The following is a 20,004-nucleotide window of genomic DNA, read 5'->3' on the forward strand; positions in this document are numbered from 1 at the left end:
GCTTCTCGTAACTGAGCCAGCGTCCTATCTTCTAACTCTGTTAATGCGACTCTTAATGCAGCAGGCATCTGGTACTACCTGTTTTTTGAACTGACTCTATCTTATATTTAATTGCAACCACCTACTTAACCGCCTAAGTTAAGACCGATGAATGTCTTTAACTTGAGGCGGTTGATCAAATATAAGGGTCGTCCGAAAAGATTGAAAAAATTGAAAAAACAGAAGAACTAACTCAAATAAGGTGGACAAATGCAATCGTCATTCTCAAACTTCAACATCCTTGATTCCAATAGGCAGGCATTTCTGGCTGTATGTTTAAAAACCTCCAACAAAATCAATCAATAGACTTAAGGCGAAAACACTTACATGGGATGCGATAGTTGAGTGGCGATCGCTCATTTAGATTTTAGAGCAGGAGGTACAAACTCTAATTTCAAGTTGTTAACTTCACTTAAACTTAACCTTTCTGTACCTTGACCTTAATCTAGCACGCTGCAATTTTCTTTGGTATAGCTATTTACTAAATTTGAATACCGTTAATTTGTCGCAATAGTATAGGAAATTTTCTTAAGCATAGTGAGGCTTTTTAATCACATATATATTAAGTTTATTTAAGTAAACTCAAGGGGTGTCAGGTAAGCAAAATTATTTGATAGCAATCCATTGAGTCACAGGAGCCATTGCTCGCCATCCTAAAAATTTACCAATGGGTTCTGCTCGTTGAATGGCGATGCGGGTAAAACTGCCACCAACTTTTTCATACCATTGAAATAAGGTTTGCTCGCCTTCGATGGTGACAACATTGGCAACTAAACGGCCGCCAGGGGGTAGTGCTGACCAGCAAATATCAAACAATCCGGCTGCTGTCACGCCACCACCAATAAAAATTGCGTCTGGTGCGGGTAAGTTTTGCAAAGCCGAGGGTGATTTCCCCGCAATAATTTCTAAATTTGGCGTACCCAAAGCGGTGGCGTTATCGGCAATATATTGCAGTCTAGATGAATTTTGTTCAATGGCGATCGCCCGACACCGGGGATGAGTTCGCATCCATTCAATGGAAATGGAACCACAACCCGCGCCGACATCCCACAAAAGTTCCCCTGGTAAGGGTGCTAATGTTGATAAGGTAATTGCCCTTACTTCTCGTTTGGTTAATTGTCCGTCATGGTGAAAAGCATGATCTGGCAATCCTGGTAATCTTGCTAACGCTGTAACTCCAATATTAGCAATACATTCAACAGCGATGGTATTTAAGTCCGCAATTTCTGTTTCACTCCAAGCGGCGGCTGTATTTGCAATTATTCGTTCGTGAATGCCACCTAAGCGTTCCAGAACAATCATTTTACTCTGACCATAGCCCCGATTTTTGAGGATTTCTGCGACTATTTGCGGCGTTTCCTTCCCGGCGCTCAAAATTAATAACTTGGCTTGGGGATAAATATAAGCCTGAAGCAAATTTGCGGGACGACCGCACAAACTTAAAGTCTCTACCTCAGTTAATGACCATCCCAGTCTGGCGCAGGCGAGGCTAAAGGCTGAAGGTGCGGGAATAATTGTGATTTCTGAGATGGGAATGTGTCGAGTTAAAGTCACACCCACGCCGTAACACATGGGATCGCCACTGGCTAAGATGCAGATTTGCTGACCGCGACGGCTGATAATTTCGGCGACTGATGCACTAAAAGGAGAAGTCCAAGGAATTTTCTGGCGCTGGTCATCACTGGGAAGCATTGCCAAATGCCGATCGCCTCCCATAATAACTTCAGCTTGAGCAATTATAGAACGGGCGATCGCACTTAAACCCTGTAACCCATCTTCGCCAATACCTATAATAGAAAGCCATTTCAATGTTTTATTCCCCTCAATCTTCACCTTAACGATAAAACCTCGAAAAATCCTCTTCTCTAGTACAACGCAGCGGAAATCAAAGATACCATTTCAAGTTAATGAAAAGCTTGTAATATAAGCTTTTTGACTTTTGGCTTCCGCGTAGCAGTACTAGCCTCTATATTCAAGCTTCTTACACAAAAGAATACACAAAGTCACTGCCACACAGGCGACTTCTGCTAACAAAAATGCACCGACAGATGTTATACCAATTTGCTTAATTAATAATGAAGCTATAGCAGTTCCGCCAGCACTCCCACCCAAATATAAACCTATCCCCAAGCCAGCCTGAGTTACAGCTAGTTTCCCTAACACCAAGGGAATGATGCTCATCAAGACTAAACTTAAACTTATCCCAAAAGCCAAAATTAAAGCGATCGCCAGAATCGAACTATCATTTAATACTGTTAACCCCATCAAGCCTGTTATTGTTCCGACACCCAACAATATCGACTTGTTTGCACCCAAATCTGCTGTCCAGTCGCCTAAAGGTACAGATGCGATCGCGGAAACTAACAGTATTTCCGAAGCAATAAATTCTACTGACAGTCCTGGTAGCTGAGTTTGTAACTTTTGGGGAAAAATCCCAAATAACAAGTTAATTTCAAATCCTGTTGCTAAACCAATAATAAAAATTAGGAGTAATAATACAGAGGGTATAGTAGCCGATTTATCTGGATTAATTGCGGGAATCAAACTATGTTTAGGTGTGAATAATTGCAGAATATATGCGCCCAAAACTAAAGCGATCGCACCTAACATGAAGGTAATCGACGCACCTATACTGTCGAGTAAGGTGTGAAATAACGGTGCGATCGCTCCCACTGTACCAAAGATAAGTACTAAGATGGTATTGACTTGTGGTAATTCGGTTGTCGGGACAAACTGAGTTAAAAGTGCGATCGCCGGGCCACGAAAAATAATCATCGCCATTACCCAAGCTGTCATCAGTACGGGAATTATCCACCGCATACCTGTGGGTAAATTGTAGTCAGCCAACAACGAAACACTGACGAAAATCACACCAGCTAACAACACTCCCGTACTAATCATTGGTAAGCGACTACCCAAACGTTGCTGGAGGCGATCGGAAATTCCCCCATTCAAAGGTTCAATCACCGCCACGATTAACCCTTGCACAATTCCCAACCAACCAGCTAATTCAACCAACTCTAAATTTTGCAATATCTTTGGTTGATAAAAAGTGTATGCCATCCAACACAGGATGATAGCTATTAATAACGCAGCTAATCCCCAAACCTGTCGCCATAATAATTCCCGGTTAGTGTTGCAAGAGTTAACCATGATTCTGCCTTATACCCGTGGAGTGATTTTAAGACAAATTCCTTAAGATAAATCGCATTCAGAATTGCATAATTTCAAAAACATAAAATATATTTCCTGTACAATTTATCACATACAACCAAATTAATTTTATGTCTATATTAGAGAAATTACTAATAAAAATTATGCCAAAAATCAAACTTAAATCACATATTCAATTTAGCAATTGTGACAGTCTAGCGAATAATTGTGTTATTTATTGCTCAAATTCACCATCCAAATTTTAACTAAAATCATGAAAAATGGTAAGTTTTTGCATAATTTCAACACTTTTGTATTTTCTACCAATTTACCAAATTAGATAATTTATATTATCTAACTGAGTATATAATCAATTACGTAAATAGTTAGCTAGGTTGCATCAATCAAAGAAATTCCGTGTCAACTTAAATGCAGGTAGAGAATTATTGATAAGTTATATTAATGATATAATGACGATTGATTTAGTTATTTATTATTTAATCCGCACTAAACTTCTCTGCATTGCTAAGGATAAAATATGACAGAGCTAAAAGTCTTTTACTCAGTATCTTCAAGTATGTGTAGTGGCGTGACAAGCCTTAAATGTTGCATTATAAATTTCTTGTGGGATGGGCTTCTAGCCCGTCCGGTGCGGGCAGGATGCCCACACCACAAGAGTCATTTTTATGCTCTATTTTAGCCTTGCCACGCCAGTAGGGTGTGTTAAGTGTCGTAACGCACACAAAGCTTTGCAGCAGATGTGTTATGCTGTCGTTAACACATCCTACGTGTATTTCAAAAATCAAATATATCTATAAAAATAATAGAGATGCAATTAATCGCATCTCCACATAATGATGAAATACCAAATCGGTATGAAGAAGCATATAATTAGCCTGCAAAAGTAGTCACTAATCTTGTGGAAGTACAGGCTTTGTTTGTATAGCCCCAGACTGGAAGTCTGAGGGTTTTATATGCTTTACTATCTACCGACAAGAACTGATTTTTCTGGCTGTTCTTGTGAATTAATTCCTGATTTTAGCTGCTGACAAAGTTCATCTAATTCCGAATCTCTTTGCTCAATAATCTGTTGTGCTAATGTTATCAATCGAGCAATATTTTCTGGACTAGTATCATCCATATTGTCATTAGCTTTAGTTAACTGTCGTTGAAAACGATAGTATTGTTTAGGATAACCGTCAGCTTGTGGTAACATCTGCTCTAATTGACAAGCTACCGACTCACTACTACCATCCAAAGTAATATTCAGCAACGGTTGTACCCACTGAACCAGACCCCAATCTACAGCTTGATCGTAATTATATCGACGATTCAGAGAGCCTGTACCTAATGAAACAACGAGAATATCATTGATAGTCAAAGGTTTTTTGTCAGGGTTTTGGGTATCTGGTCTAGCAGATGAAATTAAAGCTTCCATAATTGCCAAAGATGTAGGATTGTTAGCAAATACGCCACCATCCACCAAGGCATAGTAACCACCATTTGTCGGGTCGGCTGTATCAATTTTGTAAGGTTTGAAATAAGTTGGTGCAGCAGAAGTCGCCATTCCTGCTTGCTTCATGGTGTAACCATCACAAATTTTGCGGAAGTTTTCGCCTAATTTCTGGTCTTTGACATTATTAACAAAGAAAATCGGCATCCGCAATTCAATATCATAGCTAGTAATAAACAAGTCAGTTAGTGCTTTCTTGAGGAAAGTATCTTGCAAATATTCTGTTAAAACTTCGTCTCTGCCTTTAGAGGAATATTTTGCCTTGACAATATCATCAATTTTGAGAGTTTTTGCTAGTGCAGATTCTGCAAAAATCCGCTTTCCTTCTTTGCGATAGATATCAATTAAGTCTGCTGCCTTAAAATGTGGTTGCTTGGGATTATTGGGATGTGGCTTAGTTAAAGCAGCAGATAAAATCCCCCCAGTTGAGGTTCCAGCAATTAAATTAAATAGCTGACAAATCGGTTTACCTGTACGTTTTTCAATTTCCGCCAGAATAATTCCTGGAATGATACCACGAATACCACCGCCATCAATCGACAATATTTTGTAGCGATAACCCATATAATCTCCTTTTTTGGCTGTTTTTTGCGAAATCAACTAGCCAACCTAGCTGTAGATGTCTCCCATAATATAGTTTTTATAAATACTATGCGTCCAGTATTATTACTAGGTGTTAACATAAAAATAGAGACCTGAATTCTTCAATAATCCAAGTCTCTATTTTTGTTTTATTAATTTAGTTTTATGGGCAAGAGCATAATCAATTCAGGCATTCAGAAAATATTATGAATCAGGGAAAGTAGTGATTTTTACTTCCTGTATCTTGCCCTGCCAGCTTTGGATTTGTCATTTTAAATTTTAGATTTGTAATCAACCAATCCAAAATCCAAAATTCGGCGTTGCATAAATGCGGATGAATTAAGCCTTGTTAGCAAGTTGAACTATCGATTTTTCGCGCCTTTGCGCCTTTGCTCGAAACAAAAAACATCCCACTAATCAGCAACGCCCAAAATTCTTCTGACTCCTGCTATCATTTACAGTGTTAAAGATTGGGCGTTAGTTTCAATCAACTTCGCCAAGTCTTGCAGGAAGGCGGCGGCGTGAGCGCCATAAATAATGCGGTGGTCACAGGTGATATTCACCTGCATTTGTTGACGCACTCCAAATAAACCATCGGGAGTAGCAACCAGTTGGGGACGAGCTGCACCGATCGCCAGAATTGAACCTTGTCCTGGTGGTAAAATCGCATCAAAAGTATCGACACCAAACATCCCTAAGTTAGACAGGGTAAACGTACCACTGTTGTATTCATCTGGTTGTAATTGTTTGGCGCGAGCGCGGTCTACTAAAGATTTCCAATTGCGAGAGAGAGAATAAATATCTACCATGTCTGCATTCCGCAATACAGGTGTAATCAATCCTCCGTCATCCATTGCCACAGCTACAGAAATATTAATATCAGAATGGTAGACAATTCCTTGCTCAGAATAGCTGGCGTTGATTAATGGATGTTTTTGTAATGTGACTGCAACAGCTTTCGCCAGTAACGCAGTCATGGTCACGCCTTTTGATTTAATTTGTTTGTAAAGCTTATCTAAACCATCGGTGGTAATGGTGTAGCCGACACGGAAAACAGGTACAGCTAAACTCGCAACCATACCCCGTACTACAGCATTTTGCAGAGTTGTGAAAGGTACAACTTGACCAGGAACTGCGCTGCTGGCGGCGGCGGGAACTGGTGCGGGTGCGGCTGGTACTGGTGCGGGTGCTGCGGGAATTGGTGCAACAGTTGGTGCAGGGGTTACAGGTGCTGCTGGTTTAGCCTTACCTACTACAGCTTCCACATCTTCAGCCACAATGCGACCGTAGGGGCCACTACCTTTGAGGCTAGTTAAATCAACTTTTAATTCTTTTGCTAACTTGCGGGCGCGGGGGGAAGCGACGAGTCTACCTTCTTTGTGGTTCGAGCCGTTACCGTTTTGAGCGGCTGCGGTGGGTGCGCCGACGGCGGCTGTTGCTGGTACTTTTTCAGGAGCAGGAGTCGTCGCCGCAGTGCTACCGGAATTAGCGAGAGATTTTGCGGCTTCAATTTCTGCTTCAGTTTCAGCTACATAAGCGATCGCACTACCTACAGCCGCAGTGCCACCAGCATCTACAATGATGTGTGCCAGATAACCTTCATAAAAGGTTTCTACATCCATGTCTGCCTTATCTGACTCGACAACCACCACTGTCTCGCCCTTTTCCACTTTATCCCCTGGCGATTTTACCCAAGAAACAATTTTACCTTCGGTCATGGTGGAACTAAGCGCCGGCATGAATATTTCGTGAATGCTCATATATGGTGGTTTCAGAATCGATAAATAATTTATGGACTTTAACAGCTTTTGCCAGATCGAATTGTATCTTGGCTAGAGAGTTTTAGACTTTCTATTTTATGTCACCGCGCAGTCAACAATATCTAGGCGGCGCTGAAAATTATTAAATCTCGCCTATTGTTGCAGCTTGTACCGTTTTACTTTAAGCATGATACAAATGGACAAGCAGAAGGAGCAGCACCTCGACTCCAGTCTCCTACGGAGACGATTGCTCACCTGCTACATTTCTAATAACTTCCACATCTAACTCTAATATCTCAGCTACTTCTTCTACACTCATTCCACGTTGCAGCAGTTTGGCAACCATTTCTGTTTTAACTTCTTCCCTAGCTTCTTCTTTTAAATCTTGATATGCTTTATTGTGTCTTAATTTACTGAGTGCCTTCCTCCGATTCTTCCAAGCTTCGTAGTCATCAGGTTGAATTTCTAAAGCTTTATCGTAGGAGGCGATCGCTTCTTCATAATGTCCTGATTTCCTGAGCGCATTCCCCCGATTGTTCCAACCAGCGTGGTCATCTGGTTTAATTTCTAAAGCTTTATCGTAGGAGGCGATCGCTTCTTCATTGCGTCCTAGATTATCTAGCGCAATCCCCCGATTGTGCCAAGCAGCGAAGTAATCAGGTTTAAATTCTAAAGCTTTATCGTAAGATGCAATCGCTTCTTCATAACGTCCTAAATCATCTAGGGCATATCCTCGACTGTTCCAAGCTTCGTGGTCATCAGGTTTAATTTCTAAAGCTTTATCGTAGGATGCGATCGCTTCTTCATAGCGTCCTAAATTCCGTAGCGCATTCCCGCGATTGTGCCAAGTTGGGTTGTCATCAGGTTTAATTTCTAAAGCTTTATCGTAGGATGTGATCGCTTCTTCATTGCGTTCTGAATTATCTAGCGCAATCCCCCGATTGTACCAAGCTGCATAGTAATCAGGTTTAATTTCTAAAGCTTTATCGTAGGATGCGATCGCTTCTTTGTAACCTTGTCCAGCAAGATGCAAATTTCCCAGGTGAATCAGTAAATGACATTGTCGTTCAGGTGTTTGATTGTCTTCTGCAATTAATTCTTGAATTTTGAGTATTTCCTTAGTTCTTTCTTCTGGTGTCATAATGAGATATTTATGATAATCTCCCTCCTGAATAACCCGCGATGATTCTTGTTCCAAAGTTTCTGAATCTAGAGGAAATTCAAACAAACCAGAACGCCAATCAAAAAAGTCTGGCGCACGTTGAATAAAATATTTAATTGCAAATATCGGTAGTAGGAACACAAAACAGATATTAAAGTTATCCTTTAACCGTTCTCGTTGTTGGTTTAGATTAATTAAAACAGGCGGTACACCTTTCCAACTGTATGAATAAATATCTTTACTCTGCCAACCATGTAAGCTTTTGCATTCTTCATACTCATAAAATGAATGCTCTAACCCTGTAATGAATAAAATATTTATTTCTGCTTTATTATCTAAATTATCAATTATTTCATATAAGTTATTTACTGCTTTCTCAAGTCGTAAAACTTGAATATTTTTATTACTAATATCTGTTTGTACCTTGGTAATTAACTGCTCACCCCTAGCCGGAGAGCAACGCACAAATAATAACCCAAATCCTTCTGTAAAGTTAAGAGTACGCACTAAGGATTGATATTCTTCTTCTGCTTGTGATGGTAAATCTTTATCCCAATCAGTTAGTTCTAGCGACATAGTTTTAACTGTTTGATGCTTGATAGGGTTATGGGTGTCAGATCCCCGACTTCTTAAAGAAGTCGGGGATCTTGCAGAAATTACTATGGTGTTGTATTTATCTCCCCCGGATACAATCGATTAAAAGTGTCTTGAAATTCTTTAATTCCCTTAATTAGAGGATGAATATCATACCAAACTTGACTTTCTCCATCTCCATTTAAATAACGATATTCTAAAATACAGCGATTAAATAATAAATCTCGATACAGTGAATCATTTACTATCTCTTTAGAATAATGCACAGTTGCCAGTGCTTCCCATTGATTAGCAAAAACTGTATTGCGATAAGTATTTCGCAACTCGCTAACAGAACGCAGTAAGGCTCTATTCGGAATGGGTAAAGAGTTAGTGTATTTAATCGCCTCCTTCATTAATAATAATAAATTTCTCACATGACCTCCACTCATTAAGCATAGTCTTTCTAATGCTCCTCGCTCCTCAAACATATCAACAATAGATAAACTAGGGTCTATCAAATTCAGGCGTTTTTGTAAAATTTCTATAACTTTATTAATACCCCTTTGGTATGGTTGATTATCAGGTGTTTGCACCATAATCATGGGCAATACCTGAGTACTACCATAGGTATTAGCGAGGTCGGCAGCGCGATTAGAATATAGTAAAGAAATTGGTACTGTGTACAGTAAATGACAATCTAAAGCTTGGAGTTGTTCGCTCCGGTCAAGAAAAATTTGGTCGTGATTGCTGCGTCCATCTTCTTGAGGTATGGGTACAATTCGGTCTAAGTTATCGGCAATTAATACTAGTTGAGAATATCCTGAAGGTAGGTGTTTTTTAGCATCTTGAATAAACTCATTTAACGCCGCAATCAAAGTAACTGTATGGGGATTGATCCGTTCTCGAATTTTTTGGCGTTGAGTGGGTTCTGTTCGCAAATTTGCTGTTAATTTAGCAAATTGAGAAATCTGAGCTTCGATACTTAAACTTTCTAAAGAAACTTTAGTAAGTGCTAAATCTTTTAAATCTTGCCAACGTTCTTGTAACCAATTCAACAAACTAGTCGGGGAAGTGCTATCTTTTAATGCTTCTACTAAGTGGCGGGTACAAGCTAACAAAATATCAGTATATTGAGCATCTTCTGGATCAATATCTTCTTCATCGGCGGGAAAATAAACTACAAAGCAACCTTCGTCATCTAAAAATTTCTGTAAACGCAGCAGTTCTGTAGACTTCCCCGCACCGCGATGACCTGCATACAGTTGCGAGGTCATTCTATCTGAGTATAAAATCTCTCTGCCGATTTCTACTAATATGTCCCCGTCTCCCCGCACTTCTGAACAATCAACATAAGCCGGATCTCCTGCGGGTAGAGGTCGGAATGGGTCAAAAACATTATATATCCGCTTTAAAAGCGCAAAATTCGAGGTCATAAACATGAGTCGCTGAATTTAGCGTCATATTATCGCAAATTTACGGAGATAGGTAGGTTAGTGAATTGTAAGTAGCCAGATGATGGGGCGTGAGGGGCTGGTATATAGTTTTGGTGATGAATCAGCTACACAGTCTGCGCCGAACACACCCTACTAGCGCGGCAAGCCTTAAATGTTGCATGATAAATTTCTTGTGGGATGGGCTTCTAGCCCGTCCGGTGCGGGCAGGATGCCCACACCACAAGAGTTATTTTTATGCCCTATTTTAGCCTTGCCACGCCACTACGGAAATTTTATTTTTACTTGATAAATAGTCTCTTAGTGTCTGTGGATAAATGGTTACAGGAACTTTCAGGTGCAATAAAAGTCTATATAGATTGCTTTTTGACAACCTAGCCCCGACGAATGGAATTCGCGGCTATAAAAACAAAGTCCGCCTGCGCGGACTAAGGCAAAATCAGGGGTTTTGTCTGTGTAGCCGCGACTTCAGTCGCTTGGCACAAAATGTGTGTATATGTTTATATTCTGCATCTACCCTACACTTGTATCAGAATTTTGTTCTTAGCGAAGTGTAAAGGATCAAAGGTTTAACTTGAATTTAAAATTCAGAATTAACAATTAGTTCTGTAGGAAATTTTTGTAAGCTTATGCTTTCAGGCAAGTGGAAGTTTCTGCGGATTTTACTACTTAGTATTTTTATTACTGCTGCTACTAGTGTTTATATCACTCAACATCAACCTCCGGCAACAGTTGTGAATACTGAAAATCCCGAAAAGGCGCAATTTTCAGTGATACAACATTCTGAAAATCATTTGGTTTATCCAGAGCGAGTTAACTATAAATCTATACCATTAACAAGTCTCAACTCGGCTCTGCAAGGGAGTGACCCCAAAACTCTGGCGTTAAATGCGATTGAAGATGTGGGTGAAGAGAAAGGAACTCGTAAGGTTGAAGTGATTTATCCGCAACACAATCAAGCCTTAGTGACGATTACACATATTCCCCAAAATAGTGCTTCTGTGACGGCGATTAAATATCGGGTGGAAATGAATACCTTTGGCCGATCGCTTTTAGTTAGTTCCCCGCCTGTCTGGGAAATTATCTGGGCTGGCTCCCAGATACAATGTAAATCTGGGAGTCGCCACAACAAACAATTAAATCAAAGTTGTAATTAGTCATTGGTCATTAGTCATTAGCGACAAAGTAAATAACAAATGACGAATGACAAAGGACAAATTTTAGATATCTCCGCGAATATCTTCGATAATGCCGTCACGGATGACGATTTCAACTTGCATTTTGCTAATTAAGTTATCACCTTTTTCTACACGGAAAAATCCTTCCATTTGAAATTGGTTAACTTCTTGATCTAACTCCAGCATTTGTACTTGCTGAAGGTTTTGCAACATTTGGTTTTTCTGCTCTAGGAATTCGCTTTTCTTTTGATTAACTTGCAGTTGGATGTTGTCGATTTGTTGCAGAGTTTGGGGGCTAGGTGGTTGGATACTTTGCTTTTGAATGGCGGCGATCGCTCTTTGTCCTTCGAGGTCTAGTTGCTGCAATTGCTGATCAAGTTGATTGATCTGGGCTTGCAATTGCTGTTGTACTTCCTCTTTCCACAAAGGAGTTACAATCACTTTGACATTGACGATGCGCTTCAAAAGTAGTTGGGGGTTGGAAAGATCCATATTTCGCGTTCACTCTATAAAGTTTGCATTGGAAATTATCAACAAAGAATTCAGGAGGAGTCAGTAGCCAGAATTCAGAATGTAACTGAATTCTGAATTCTTGATTCTGAATTCTGCTTTATCAGGCAAACATTTGGTTAATCAGGTCGCGGTAGCGTTCTGCAACAATGTGTCGCCGGATTTTTAGTGTTTGGGTCATCAAGCCATTTTCAATAGAAAACGGTTCTAGAATCAGCCTGAATGGCCCAATGCGATCGTCTAAACGATAACCTGGACGATTCTGAACTTCCCGATTCAATTCTTGGCGAAACAAATCCTGGATTATTTTACTCTCTAGGTCAACAGATGTGCTGGGTTCGGAGTTTTGTTCTGGTAGACGTAGTTGCACGTTCTGACTCTCAGCCCATTTTGCTAAGGCTTCGAGGTTGGGAACAATTAAAGCACCAATACTGCGCTGATCTTGCCCTACGAGCATGATTTGGTCAATATAAGGCGATCGCAAACACGCATCTTCAATTGGCTGTGGTTCGATGTTTTCCCCGTTAGTCAAGACAATTGTATCTTTGGCTCTGCCAGTCAGCACCAAGTCATTTTCTGGTGTGACCCAACCCAAATCACCACTATCAAACCAACCTTCAGCATCAATGACTTTGGCGGTTGCTTCGGGATTTTGGTAATACCCTTGCATGATTTGTGGCCCCCGCAACAGCACTAAACCTCGTTTTCCTTTTGGGAGAGGCTGGCGATTTTCAGGATCTACAATTTTTACTTCTGTTCCTGGAATTGGTTGACCGGATGAACCACGGAAATTTCGCCAAGGACGACGCGCATTCGTTACGGGGGAAGTTTCGGTTAAACCGTAACCTTGTAAAATGTCTACACCAATAATTTCAAAAAAGTTATCAATATGCCTTGGTAATGCGCCACCACCACTAATTACATGCTTAATCTTTCCGCCTGTGGCTTCTCTCACCTTGGCATAAACTATTTTTTCTCCCAAAATATGCAATGGCAACAATGCCAATGCTTGAATTTTAGCCAAAATTCTGTCTACGCTGGAAGCCTGAATATGATCTAAACACAAGCCTTGGGCAATGCGTTGCGCTTTGATATACTTTTCACTTGTCCCTACTAAGAAGTTAATCAGGCGTTGCTTGTTGGCTGGTTGTTCTCGAAACTGCTTCTGCACACCTTCATAAATCGATTCCCACAACCGGGGGACGGCAATCATATAATTTGGTTTAAATTCTCTCAAGTCACGTTTGACAGAACGCAAGTTTGTGTAAACTTGCGTGCAACCTTGTGATAACAAAAAGTATTCACCACTACGTTCGTAACTGTGCCAGGTTGGCAAAATACTCAACACAACATCACCTGGCTGTGGTTGGACTATTGACCGCAAATACTTCACCTGGTGCATTAAATTGCTGTGGGACAGCATTACACCTTTGGGCTTTCCGGTGGTTCCAGATGTATAAATTAACGTTGCTAAGTCATCAGGAGACTGTTGCGGTCGCACTAAGGTATGCTTTGCCCCAAGTTCTTGTAACTGGTTGAAATTCAGGATTTTCAGTACATCGTCTGTTGGTGGCGTTTCGTCAGAGAGTAAGATAATGACGCGAATTGGTAAGTCGCACAGGCGCTCGCGTAATCTATTTAAGGTTTTTAAATCTTCAATTACCAAAATTGTACTGCCGCTATTGGCAATAATAAACAGCAGTTCTTCTTTCTCGGCTTGCGAACTACGCACCGCATCCACCCCGCCAGCCGTAATAATACCTTGGTCAGCAATGAACCAACGGGGACTGTTATCAGCAATTAAAGAAATGCGATCGCCTACTTTGACTTCTAAGGCTTGCAAACCTGCTGCAAATTGTTGAATTTGTTCTGCTAACTGAGTATATGTAATTACTGTTTCTGGTTTAGAATGGGGATTTCGCAACGCCACAATATTGCCAAATTCTTTTGCAGCTAAAGGCCAAATCTCCGAGAGTAAATTTACTTTTGAGTAATCTACAGAACCTTGAAATGCCAGCCTTTCTCTCTCACTGATGTTTAATAATATGGAAGATGCAGATTGAGTGTGGGACATAATACATTACCTAAAGTGTAGTAATTTTTAAGTTCTAGTTTATTCTGCTATCCACACTACAATACTCTCCTAAATTTCTAGATCGCGGATTGTGTCAGTTATTGAGTCAGGTCAACGTTGCATTGATAAAAACTTATGTTAGAGTGAAGTTATATAAACTTTAAGCAATACATCACTAAGATTGCTTAATTTTGATGGCAAACATCAAAAACAGTGACCACCTAACTTTTCAATGGGGGTGATTACCTATAGATTTCACAGATGCAATATGCCTCACCCTGCTCAATGCGACTGCTTGTTTGGTATTACCTAAGTTTCTGTCTGGGATTCTAGCTAAAATCAGGTCTAATCAAGCATCTACAACAGCGCCCACATCAACAAAAGCTACAGTTGCAATTACTAGTTTCCCATATTGTACGGTTTATGCAATGACAGGCAGTCAATATTGTAAATTCAGTCCTCATTTTTGTTCCAGATGTTCTAGTTATTGATTAATCTCTGCACCACAAGACTTAGAACCCCAATTTCTAAAAGAAGTTGGGGTTCTAAAATGTAAGAATTTAGTACACAGAAGTCAGAATTTTAAGGTAATTTAATATGAGTAATAATCTATATATCTTGAGAAGAATGTGATGAAGTTTTCTAAGATTCTGATTTCTTAATTCTTACTCTAAGACTGTGAGCGATCGCAATAATATGCTTCCACTGTAATTAAAGTTTTCCTACGAAGCTAAATCAAAAATTTGCTGTGCGGTTAAATTAAATTGGGGCAAGGTAGGAGAAACAATAGTCATATTTCCTGTAAAGGTCGTCATCTGATACTCTTTATCAACCAAGTTACAAACAAAAATTGTGGGTTGCTTCGGATTACCAATGAATTTTCTTGCCCCTAATGCAGCATAATCAATAATCCAATATTCTTCAATACCCATTTCTTCATAATCTCGAAATTTATCGTAATAATCATCACGCCAATTAGTAGAAACCACCTCAACAATTAATTTGACTGAATCAGGATTTTGAATAATTGATTCGCTTTCCCATCGGGGTTCATCCCCAAGAATTGGTTTATTTATAACGATGATATCTGGCTCATAACCTGATTTTTCTCGTTTAGGTTTGATAATCGATTCTCTGGGAATAATCCAAACTCCACCAAAGCCTATCTCTCTAATAATTATCAATAGTTGCTCGATTAGGGAACCTGTGAGATTTGAATGTTTTCCCTTTGGCTTTGGCATTTCGATAATGACTCCATCATGTAGTTCGTACCGAACTTCTGAATTTTCAGGATACCATTTGATAAATTCATCGAAACTGTATAGTTTGGGTTCGATTTGTGCTTGAGTCATATTATGGAACTCATACTTTAAGTGCTTGATGAACAGATAAGTAGGTAGACACAATTATTTAGAAGACGCATTTCGACTTCGCTCAATGCTCGATCCTTGAGAATAAGAGGGTTGAGCGCAGCGATGCACTGAGCTTGTCGAAGTGTCGAAACCCGGTAATTTTAAGTTAGGTTTAATTTAGTCCTACTACTTAAAATTACTCTAATTACAATTTATTTTAATATTTTTGGATTTTACTGCTTAATCCGTATCTAACATCCACAAATTCACACTTATTTATAACTATTACTATACTGGTGAAGTACAGCAATATAAATTTAACCGCCGATGCAAGAGGATAAACACAGATAAACGCAGATAAATTTTTACTTCAGCAAAGGAGAATCTGAGCGTGGAATATCATTCTGGCAAAATTTTACAAAACTAAATATTGAACTAGCTTATGGAGATGAGAAGAAAATCAAAAGGACTAATGTAGTACATTTAACAAAATATGTTTCACACTAGATAAATAGCAAACAAAATTTTGCAAAAAGGGGCATATACATGAGCTTTACAGATGGTTTATTGCTGACATTGGTAAATACTGTGGCTTGTTTGATGTTGCCAAAGCTGTTGTCTGTGATTTTGACTGACAAAACCGAAGCTAAAGTAGCAACTCAACCTGTATCTAGTTCGGAAATTTCCTAAAATCCTGATTGCTGTTGCCGGGCGATCGCTCTGTAGAAAAACATGGAATAATATGTGTTGATGCGATCGCCAGAAAATTTATTTACGCTTTTCTTGTCGCCATTTTTCTTTGACTAAGCGAATTTCATCAAAAGTATAGGCTGTACCCAGTTGTTCTTTGAGTGGCGTAAGGGGAATATCACCGAGAACTTCTAGCACTTGCCAAATTTTTTGGTGATGTTCTAAAGGTACTATTTGGTATAAGTCTACAGGCTGATTTTTTTCGATTAATCTTGCTAAGTGACCGACAATTGTCGCTGGGCTAAGTTTGCGTTGTTTGGCAATTTCAGCTACACTCAAACCTTGTTGATGTAAATGCAGTGTTTGTAATTCAGTGCCAGAAATTAAACTGAGTGTAGGTATGACATCAACATCAGAACTCACTGAACTTTTCGCCTCACGGTAAGTCCGAATTTCTGCTAAGAATTTTTCGCCATATTGGGCAAGTTTATGACTCCCCACACCGGATAACTTGCCAAATTCAACTAAAGTTTTTGGTTGTACCTGCGCCATTAATTTTAATGTCGAGTCATGAAAGATGACATAAGGTGGAACAGATTGTTCATCAGCTAATTGCTTACGCAGCGATCGCAACCTATATAATAGTTCTTCAGTCTCAGCAGCTTTGGGACTTTCTTCCATTAAACTGACTTTTGGTGTTGCAGACACAGCAATTTCAACTTTGCGCTGTCGTCGCATCACTTCCCAACTGTGGGCGTTTAATTTTAAGACAGAGTAACCATCACTAGTTTGTTCGAGTAAACCTTGATGTAACAGCGATCGCCCTAACATTCGCCATTCTTCCACACTTCTATCTTTACCAATACCATAAGTAGATAATTTATCGTGTTCGTATTGGGTTATCTTCTGATTTTTTGCCCCCCGCAACACATCAATAATATGCAACATACCAAATCTTTCTTTGCAACGCGCCACACAAGATAAAAACTTCATCGCTTCAATTGTCCAATCTTCCACAGGTTTGGGATGACGACAATTATCACAGTTAGCGCAATTTCCGAGAAACCTTTCGCCAAAATAACTGAGTTGAATTGTGCGGCGACAATCTGTCCCCTCAGCGTAATCTATCATTTGTCGCAGTTGTTGTTTAGCAATCAACTGTTCTTGAGCATCAGTTTTTTGGTTAATACTCCACTCAATGGTTTTAATATCACCAAAACTAAAAAAGATTGTACAGCGAGAAGGTTCACCATCGCGTCCCGCCCGCCCAGATTCTTGATAGTAACTTTCTAAATTACGGGGAATATCAAAATGAATTACTAGCCGGACATCGGGTTTATTAATTCCCATCCCAAAAGCAATAGTCGCCACCATCACCCGCGCATCATCTCGAATAAATCGCGTTTGATTATTGCTGCGTTCTTCGTCAGTTAATCCCGCATGATAAGGTAGAACTGAAACTTTATCATTTTGAAGTTTAAAAGTTAACTCATCAACTTTTTTACGAGTCAGACAATAAATAATAGCTGAACCGTCAATTTCTCGAATTAATTCTAATAATTCCGCGTAAGCATATTTAGTTTTGGGGCGGACTTCGTAATACAGATTTTGGCGATTAAAACTCGCAATATGAATACTAGGCTGCCTTAAACCAATTTGTTGAATGATATCAGAACGCACACGTTCAGTCGCCGTTGCTGTCAACGCAATTGTCGGGACATTGGGATAACGCGATCGCAACGAGCGCAACTGGCGGTATTCTGGACGAAAATCATGTCCCCATTCCGAAACACAGTGCGCCTCATCAATTGCAAAGGTAGAAATCCCAACTTGGTGATGTACTAAATCGAGAAACGGCAAAAACCTTTCACTCATCAGCCGTTCCGGGGCGACGTAAAGTAATTTTACCCTACCATTGAGGATCGCTTCTTCCCGTGATCGCACTTGATAAGGATTCAAACTACTATTGAGAAACGTGGCGCTAATATTATTATTTCGCAGTGCTTCCACTTGGTCTTGCATCAACGCAATTAACGGCGATACCACCACCGTCAATCCCTTCTTGATCAACGCAGGTAATTGAAAGCACAAAGACTTACCGCCACCTGTGGGCATAACTACCAGCAAATCTCGATTTTGTAGCGCATCTTCGATAATTTTTCGCTGTCCAGGACGGAAATTATCATAACCGAAGTGATATTTTAGCGCCTGTTCGAGATTAGGATACTGAAGCATAGCGATCGCTTTTTTGGCTACCTTCTGCGTGAAGTTTACGAAGATAAAAGGATTGTAACAATCTCACGTCGAGAAGTCATGAATTTCCTTCTCTGCGCTGCCTGTTACTGAGATTTGACTACCCGATAAAACTTAGACAATAAAAGACTTTTAACTCTGTCACCTGTCACCTGTCACCTATCACCTATCACCTGTCCCCAGCTATATAAAATAAAAATATACTCATAACTGAGGAACGGCACATCAATCATGCTAAATTACAATCCATTAGCTTGTTTGCCTTCTTCAAAAGAGCTACCTGACTCCGACGATACCCCTGTAGATAATCAATTACAAAAATCAATTCCTGATTTACTCAGAAGCGTATTAGCAATGGCTTGGGAAGATCGTATGGATTGGTTTTTTGGTATTCGTATGGGTATTTATTATGACCCAGACTTACCAGCGATCGTCCCTGATGGATTCTTGAGTCTGAGCGTAGAGAGATTTTATGATGAATACCTCCGCCCCAGTTATGTGCTTTGGGAAGAAAAGAAACTACCATTATTAGTTCTGGAAGTAGTATCTCAGACATATCGTGGTGAGTATTCGACTAAGAAAGCCGAGTATGCAAAATTGGGAATTTTATATTATGTAGTTTACAACCCACTGCGTCGCCGTAAACCGCGTTTAGAAGTTTATAAATTAGTGAATGATGCTTATGAATTATTGCATGATGGAAATCATGTTTGGTTGCCAGAGATTGGTTTAGGAATTGGCATCGAAAGAGGAACTTATTTAGGGATTCCGCGCGAGTGGGTGTATTGGTATAACGAACAAGGGGAACGGTTTTTAACACCAGAAGAACAAGCCCAGCAAGCCCAACAACAAGTACAATTACTAGCGGAACGGTTGCGATCGCTTGGCGTAGATCCTGATTCTCTCACCTAAATTGGTGTAAAGATTCATCAACGAAGCTCAAAGATTCATTAATGAAGTTCAAAGACTTGCTTAATTGATTCCTGTAATACTTTCCAAACATCCTCTGAGGGGTTTATTAAAAACCTAACCACCATCTTCTCTTGTCTCGCCAGTATTCTGTAGCTTTGACAAAACATTTTGATAGTATCTAGCAGCCATTTCTTCGGCTTTTTCATACACAATCAACGGGTCTTTTAGCATATCACCTGGTTCAGTTTCTAAATCGCTAGTTGATAGCGAAACTCGCCCTCTTTCAATATCCATCCAGATAATTATTGCTCTAATCCAATCACCAATTTGAAATACCTTTTCTGGATGTTCAACAGGTTGTTGAGAAATTGCGGAGATATGTAGTAGTGCATAATATCCTCCAATATCAACGAAGACACCATACGGCTTAATTTTACTGATACTGCCATCTATAATTTGACCAAGCTTAAGTGTTTCTAGTCTTGCCTTTGCTAAACGGCTACGATTATGAATTGTTCGTCTGGTGATGGAGTTCTCACGTAGTTCATATTGTTGATATAACTCAATTTTCCGTTGCTCATACCAACTCGCATCCAATTCACCTAATGCAATATCTATTGGTATATTTTTGTATAAACTGACAAGTGCGTAGACTTCTCTAATTTGACGGTTATACCAATTCTCTATGAACCTGCATAGAATAAAGCTTGATGGAAAAGAGCTTCAAGGATGAAATCATAACTGGTCAAAGAGGATACTAATTCAGAAGATAATTGAGCTAATATCAATTGAACCCGTT

At 39.7% G+C, this 20,004-nt stretch carries 14 protein-coding genes; 3 read left to right on the forward strand and 11 right to left on the reverse strand.

The window, feature by feature from the left end:
• Positions 1–645: 645 nt before the first annotated feature.
• The 6 genes from cbiE to H6G75_RS30775 form a co-directional block, all read right to left on the reverse strand.
• Positions 646–1,848, reverse strand: a complete 1,203-nt coding sequence (gene cbiE / locus H6G75_RS30750) for a precorrin-6y C5,15-methyltransferase (decarboxylating) subunit CbiE (protein WP_190983680.1) — start codon at positions 1,846–1,848, stop codon at positions 646–648.
• A gap of 150 nt (positions 1,849–1,998) precedes the next feature.
• Positions 1,999–3,192: an MFS transporter gene (locus H6G75_RS30755; RefSeq protein WP_190983681.1), complete on the reverse strand. Its 1,194-nt coding sequence runs from the start codon at positions 3,190–3,192 to the stop codon at positions 1,999–2,001.
• A gap of 982 nt (positions 3,193–4,174) precedes the next feature.
• The gene (locus H6G75_RS30760) at positions 4,175–5,305 is read right to left on the reverse strand and encodes a patatin-like phospholipase family protein (protein ID WP_242051708.1); all 1,131 of its coding nucleotides are present in this window, start codon (positions 5,303–5,305) and stop codon (positions 4,175–4,177) included.
• 437 nt (positions 5,306–5,742) lie between these two features.
• Entirely contained in the window at positions 5,743–7,047 is a 1,305-nt protein-coding gene (locus H6G75_RS30765; protein ID WP_190983682.1) for a dihydrolipoamide acetyltransferase family protein, read from the reverse strand.
• A gap of 235 nt (positions 7,048–7,282) precedes the next feature.
• Complete coding sequence (locus H6G75_RS30770) at positions 7,283–8,785, reverse strand: tetratricopeptide repeat protein (RefSeq protein ID WP_190983683.1); 1,503 nt, start codon at positions 8,783–8,785, stop codon at positions 7,283–7,285.
• A gap of 83 nt (positions 8,786–8,868) precedes the next feature.
• Positions 8,869–10,218, reverse strand: coding sequence for an AAA family ATPase (locus tag H6G75_RS30775; protein WP_190983684.1), 1,350 nt, complete (start codon positions 10,216–10,218; stop codon positions 8,869–8,871).
• A 647-nt stretch (positions 10,219–10,865) separates the two neighbouring features.
• Here H6G75_RS30775 and H6G75_RS30780 point away from each other — a divergent pair.
• Positions 10,866–11,393, forward strand: a complete 528-nt coding sequence (locus H6G75_RS30780; protein ID WP_190983685.1) for a hypothetical protein — start codon at positions 10,866–10,868, stop codon at positions 11,391–11,393.
• A 63-nt stretch (positions 11,394–11,456) separates the two neighbouring features.
• Here the strand turns inward: H6G75_RS30780 and H6G75_RS30785 are convergent, their stop codons facing one another.
• The 3 genes from H6G75_RS30785 to H6G75_RS30795 form a co-directional block, all read right to left on the reverse strand.
• A complete protein-coding gene (locus tag H6G75_RS30785) occupies positions 11,457–11,906 on the reverse strand; it encodes a YlqD family protein (RefSeq protein WP_190983686.1) in 450 nt (149 codons plus the stop codon).
• 121 nt (positions 11,907–12,027) lie between these two features.
• On the reverse strand, positions 12,028–13,998 hold the full coding sequence (locus H6G75_RS30790) for a long-chain fatty acid--CoA ligase (protein WP_190983687.1): 1,971 nt from the start codon (positions 13,996–13,998) through the stop codon (positions 12,028–12,030).
• 722 nt (positions 13,999–14,720) lie between these two features.
• On the reverse strand, positions 14,721–15,350 hold the full coding sequence (locus H6G75_RS30795; protein WP_190983688.1) for a Uma2 family endonuclease: 630 nt from the start codon (positions 15,348–15,350) through the stop codon (positions 14,721–14,723).
• Positions 15,351–15,896: 546 nt separating this feature from the next.
• Here H6G75_RS30795 and H6G75_RS30800 point away from each other — a divergent pair.
• Positions 15,897–16,040 carry a hypothetical protein gene (locus H6G75_RS30800; RefSeq protein WP_190983689.1) on the forward strand — a complete coding sequence of 48 codons (144 nt, stop codon included), beginning with the start codon at positions 15,897–15,899 and terminating at the stop codon, positions 16,038–16,040.
• Between the two features lie 78 nt (positions 16,041–16,118).
• On the opposite strand, the gene recQ is transcribed toward H6G75_RS30800, so the two are convergent.
• Positions 16,119–18,275, reverse strand: a complete 2,157-nt coding sequence (gene recQ, locus H6G75_RS30805) for a DNA helicase RecQ (RefSeq protein WP_190983690.1) — start codon at positions 18,273–18,275, stop codon at positions 16,119–16,121.
• A gap of 249 nt (positions 18,276–18,524) precedes the next feature.
• On the opposite strand from recQ, the gene H6G75_RS30810 reads away from it, so the two are divergent.
• A complete protein-coding gene (locus tag H6G75_RS30810; RefSeq protein WP_190983691.1) occupies positions 18,525–19,205 on the forward strand; it encodes a Uma2 family endonuclease in 681 nt (226 codons plus the stop codon).
• Positions 19,206–19,319: 114 nt separating this feature from the next.
• On the opposite strand, the gene H6G75_RS32750 is transcribed toward H6G75_RS30810, so the two are convergent.
• Positions 19,320–19,802, reverse strand: coding sequence for a S1 RNA-binding domain-containing protein (locus tag H6G75_RS32750; protein WP_242051709.1), 483 nt, complete (start codon positions 19,800–19,802; stop codon positions 19,320–19,322).
• Positions 19,803–20,004 lie beyond the last annotated feature (202 nt).

Source organism: Nostoc sp. FACHB-280 (genome assembly GCF_014697615.1).
In the GTDB taxonomy this organism is placed as follows: Bacteria; Cyanobacteriota; Cyanobacteriia; order Cyanobacteriales; family Nostocaceae; genus Nostoc_B.

Coding starts and splice junctions, on each gene's coding strand:
- recQ (WP_190983690.1), bottom strand. CDS start 18,275: ATGCTTCAGTATCCTAATCTCGAACAGGCGCTAAAATATCACTTCGGT.
- H6G75_RS30790 (WP_190983687.1), bottom strand. CDS start 13,998: ATGTCCCACACTCAATCTGCATCTTCCATATTATTAAACATCAGTGAG.
- H6G75_RS30800 (WP_190983689.1), top strand. CDS start 15,897: ATGAGCTTTACAGATGGTTTATTGCTGACATTGGTAAATACTGTGGCT.
- H6G75_RS30795 (WP_190983688.1), bottom strand. CDS start 15,350: ATGACTCAAGCACAAATCGAACCCAAACTATACAGTTTCGATGAATTT.
- H6G75_RS30770 (WP_190983683.1), bottom strand. CDS start 8,785: ATGTCGCTAGAACTAACTGATTGGGATAAAGATTTACCATCACAAGCA.
- H6G75_RS30755 (WP_190983681.1), bottom strand. CDS start 3,192: ATGGTTAACTCTTGCAACACTAACCGGGAATTATTATGGCGACAGGTT.
- H6G75_RS30780 (WP_190983685.1), top strand. CDS start 10,866: ATGCTTTCAGGCAAGTGGAAGTTTCTGCGGATTTTACTACTTAGTATT.
- H6G75_RS30810 (WP_190983691.1), top strand. CDS start 18,525: ATGCTAAATTACAATCCATTAGCTTGTTTGCCTTCTTCAAAAGAGCTA.
- H6G75_RS30775 (WP_190983684.1), bottom strand. CDS start 10,218: ATGACCTCGAATTTTGCGCTTTTAAAGCGGATATATAATGTTTTTGAC.
- H6G75_RS30765 (WP_190983682.1), bottom strand. CDS start 7,047: ATGAGCATTCACGAAATATTCATGCCGGCGCTTAGTTCCACCATGACC.
- H6G75_RS30785 (WP_190983686.1), bottom strand. CDS start 11,906: ATGGATCTTTCCAACCCCCAACTACTTTTGAAGCGCATCGTCAATGTC.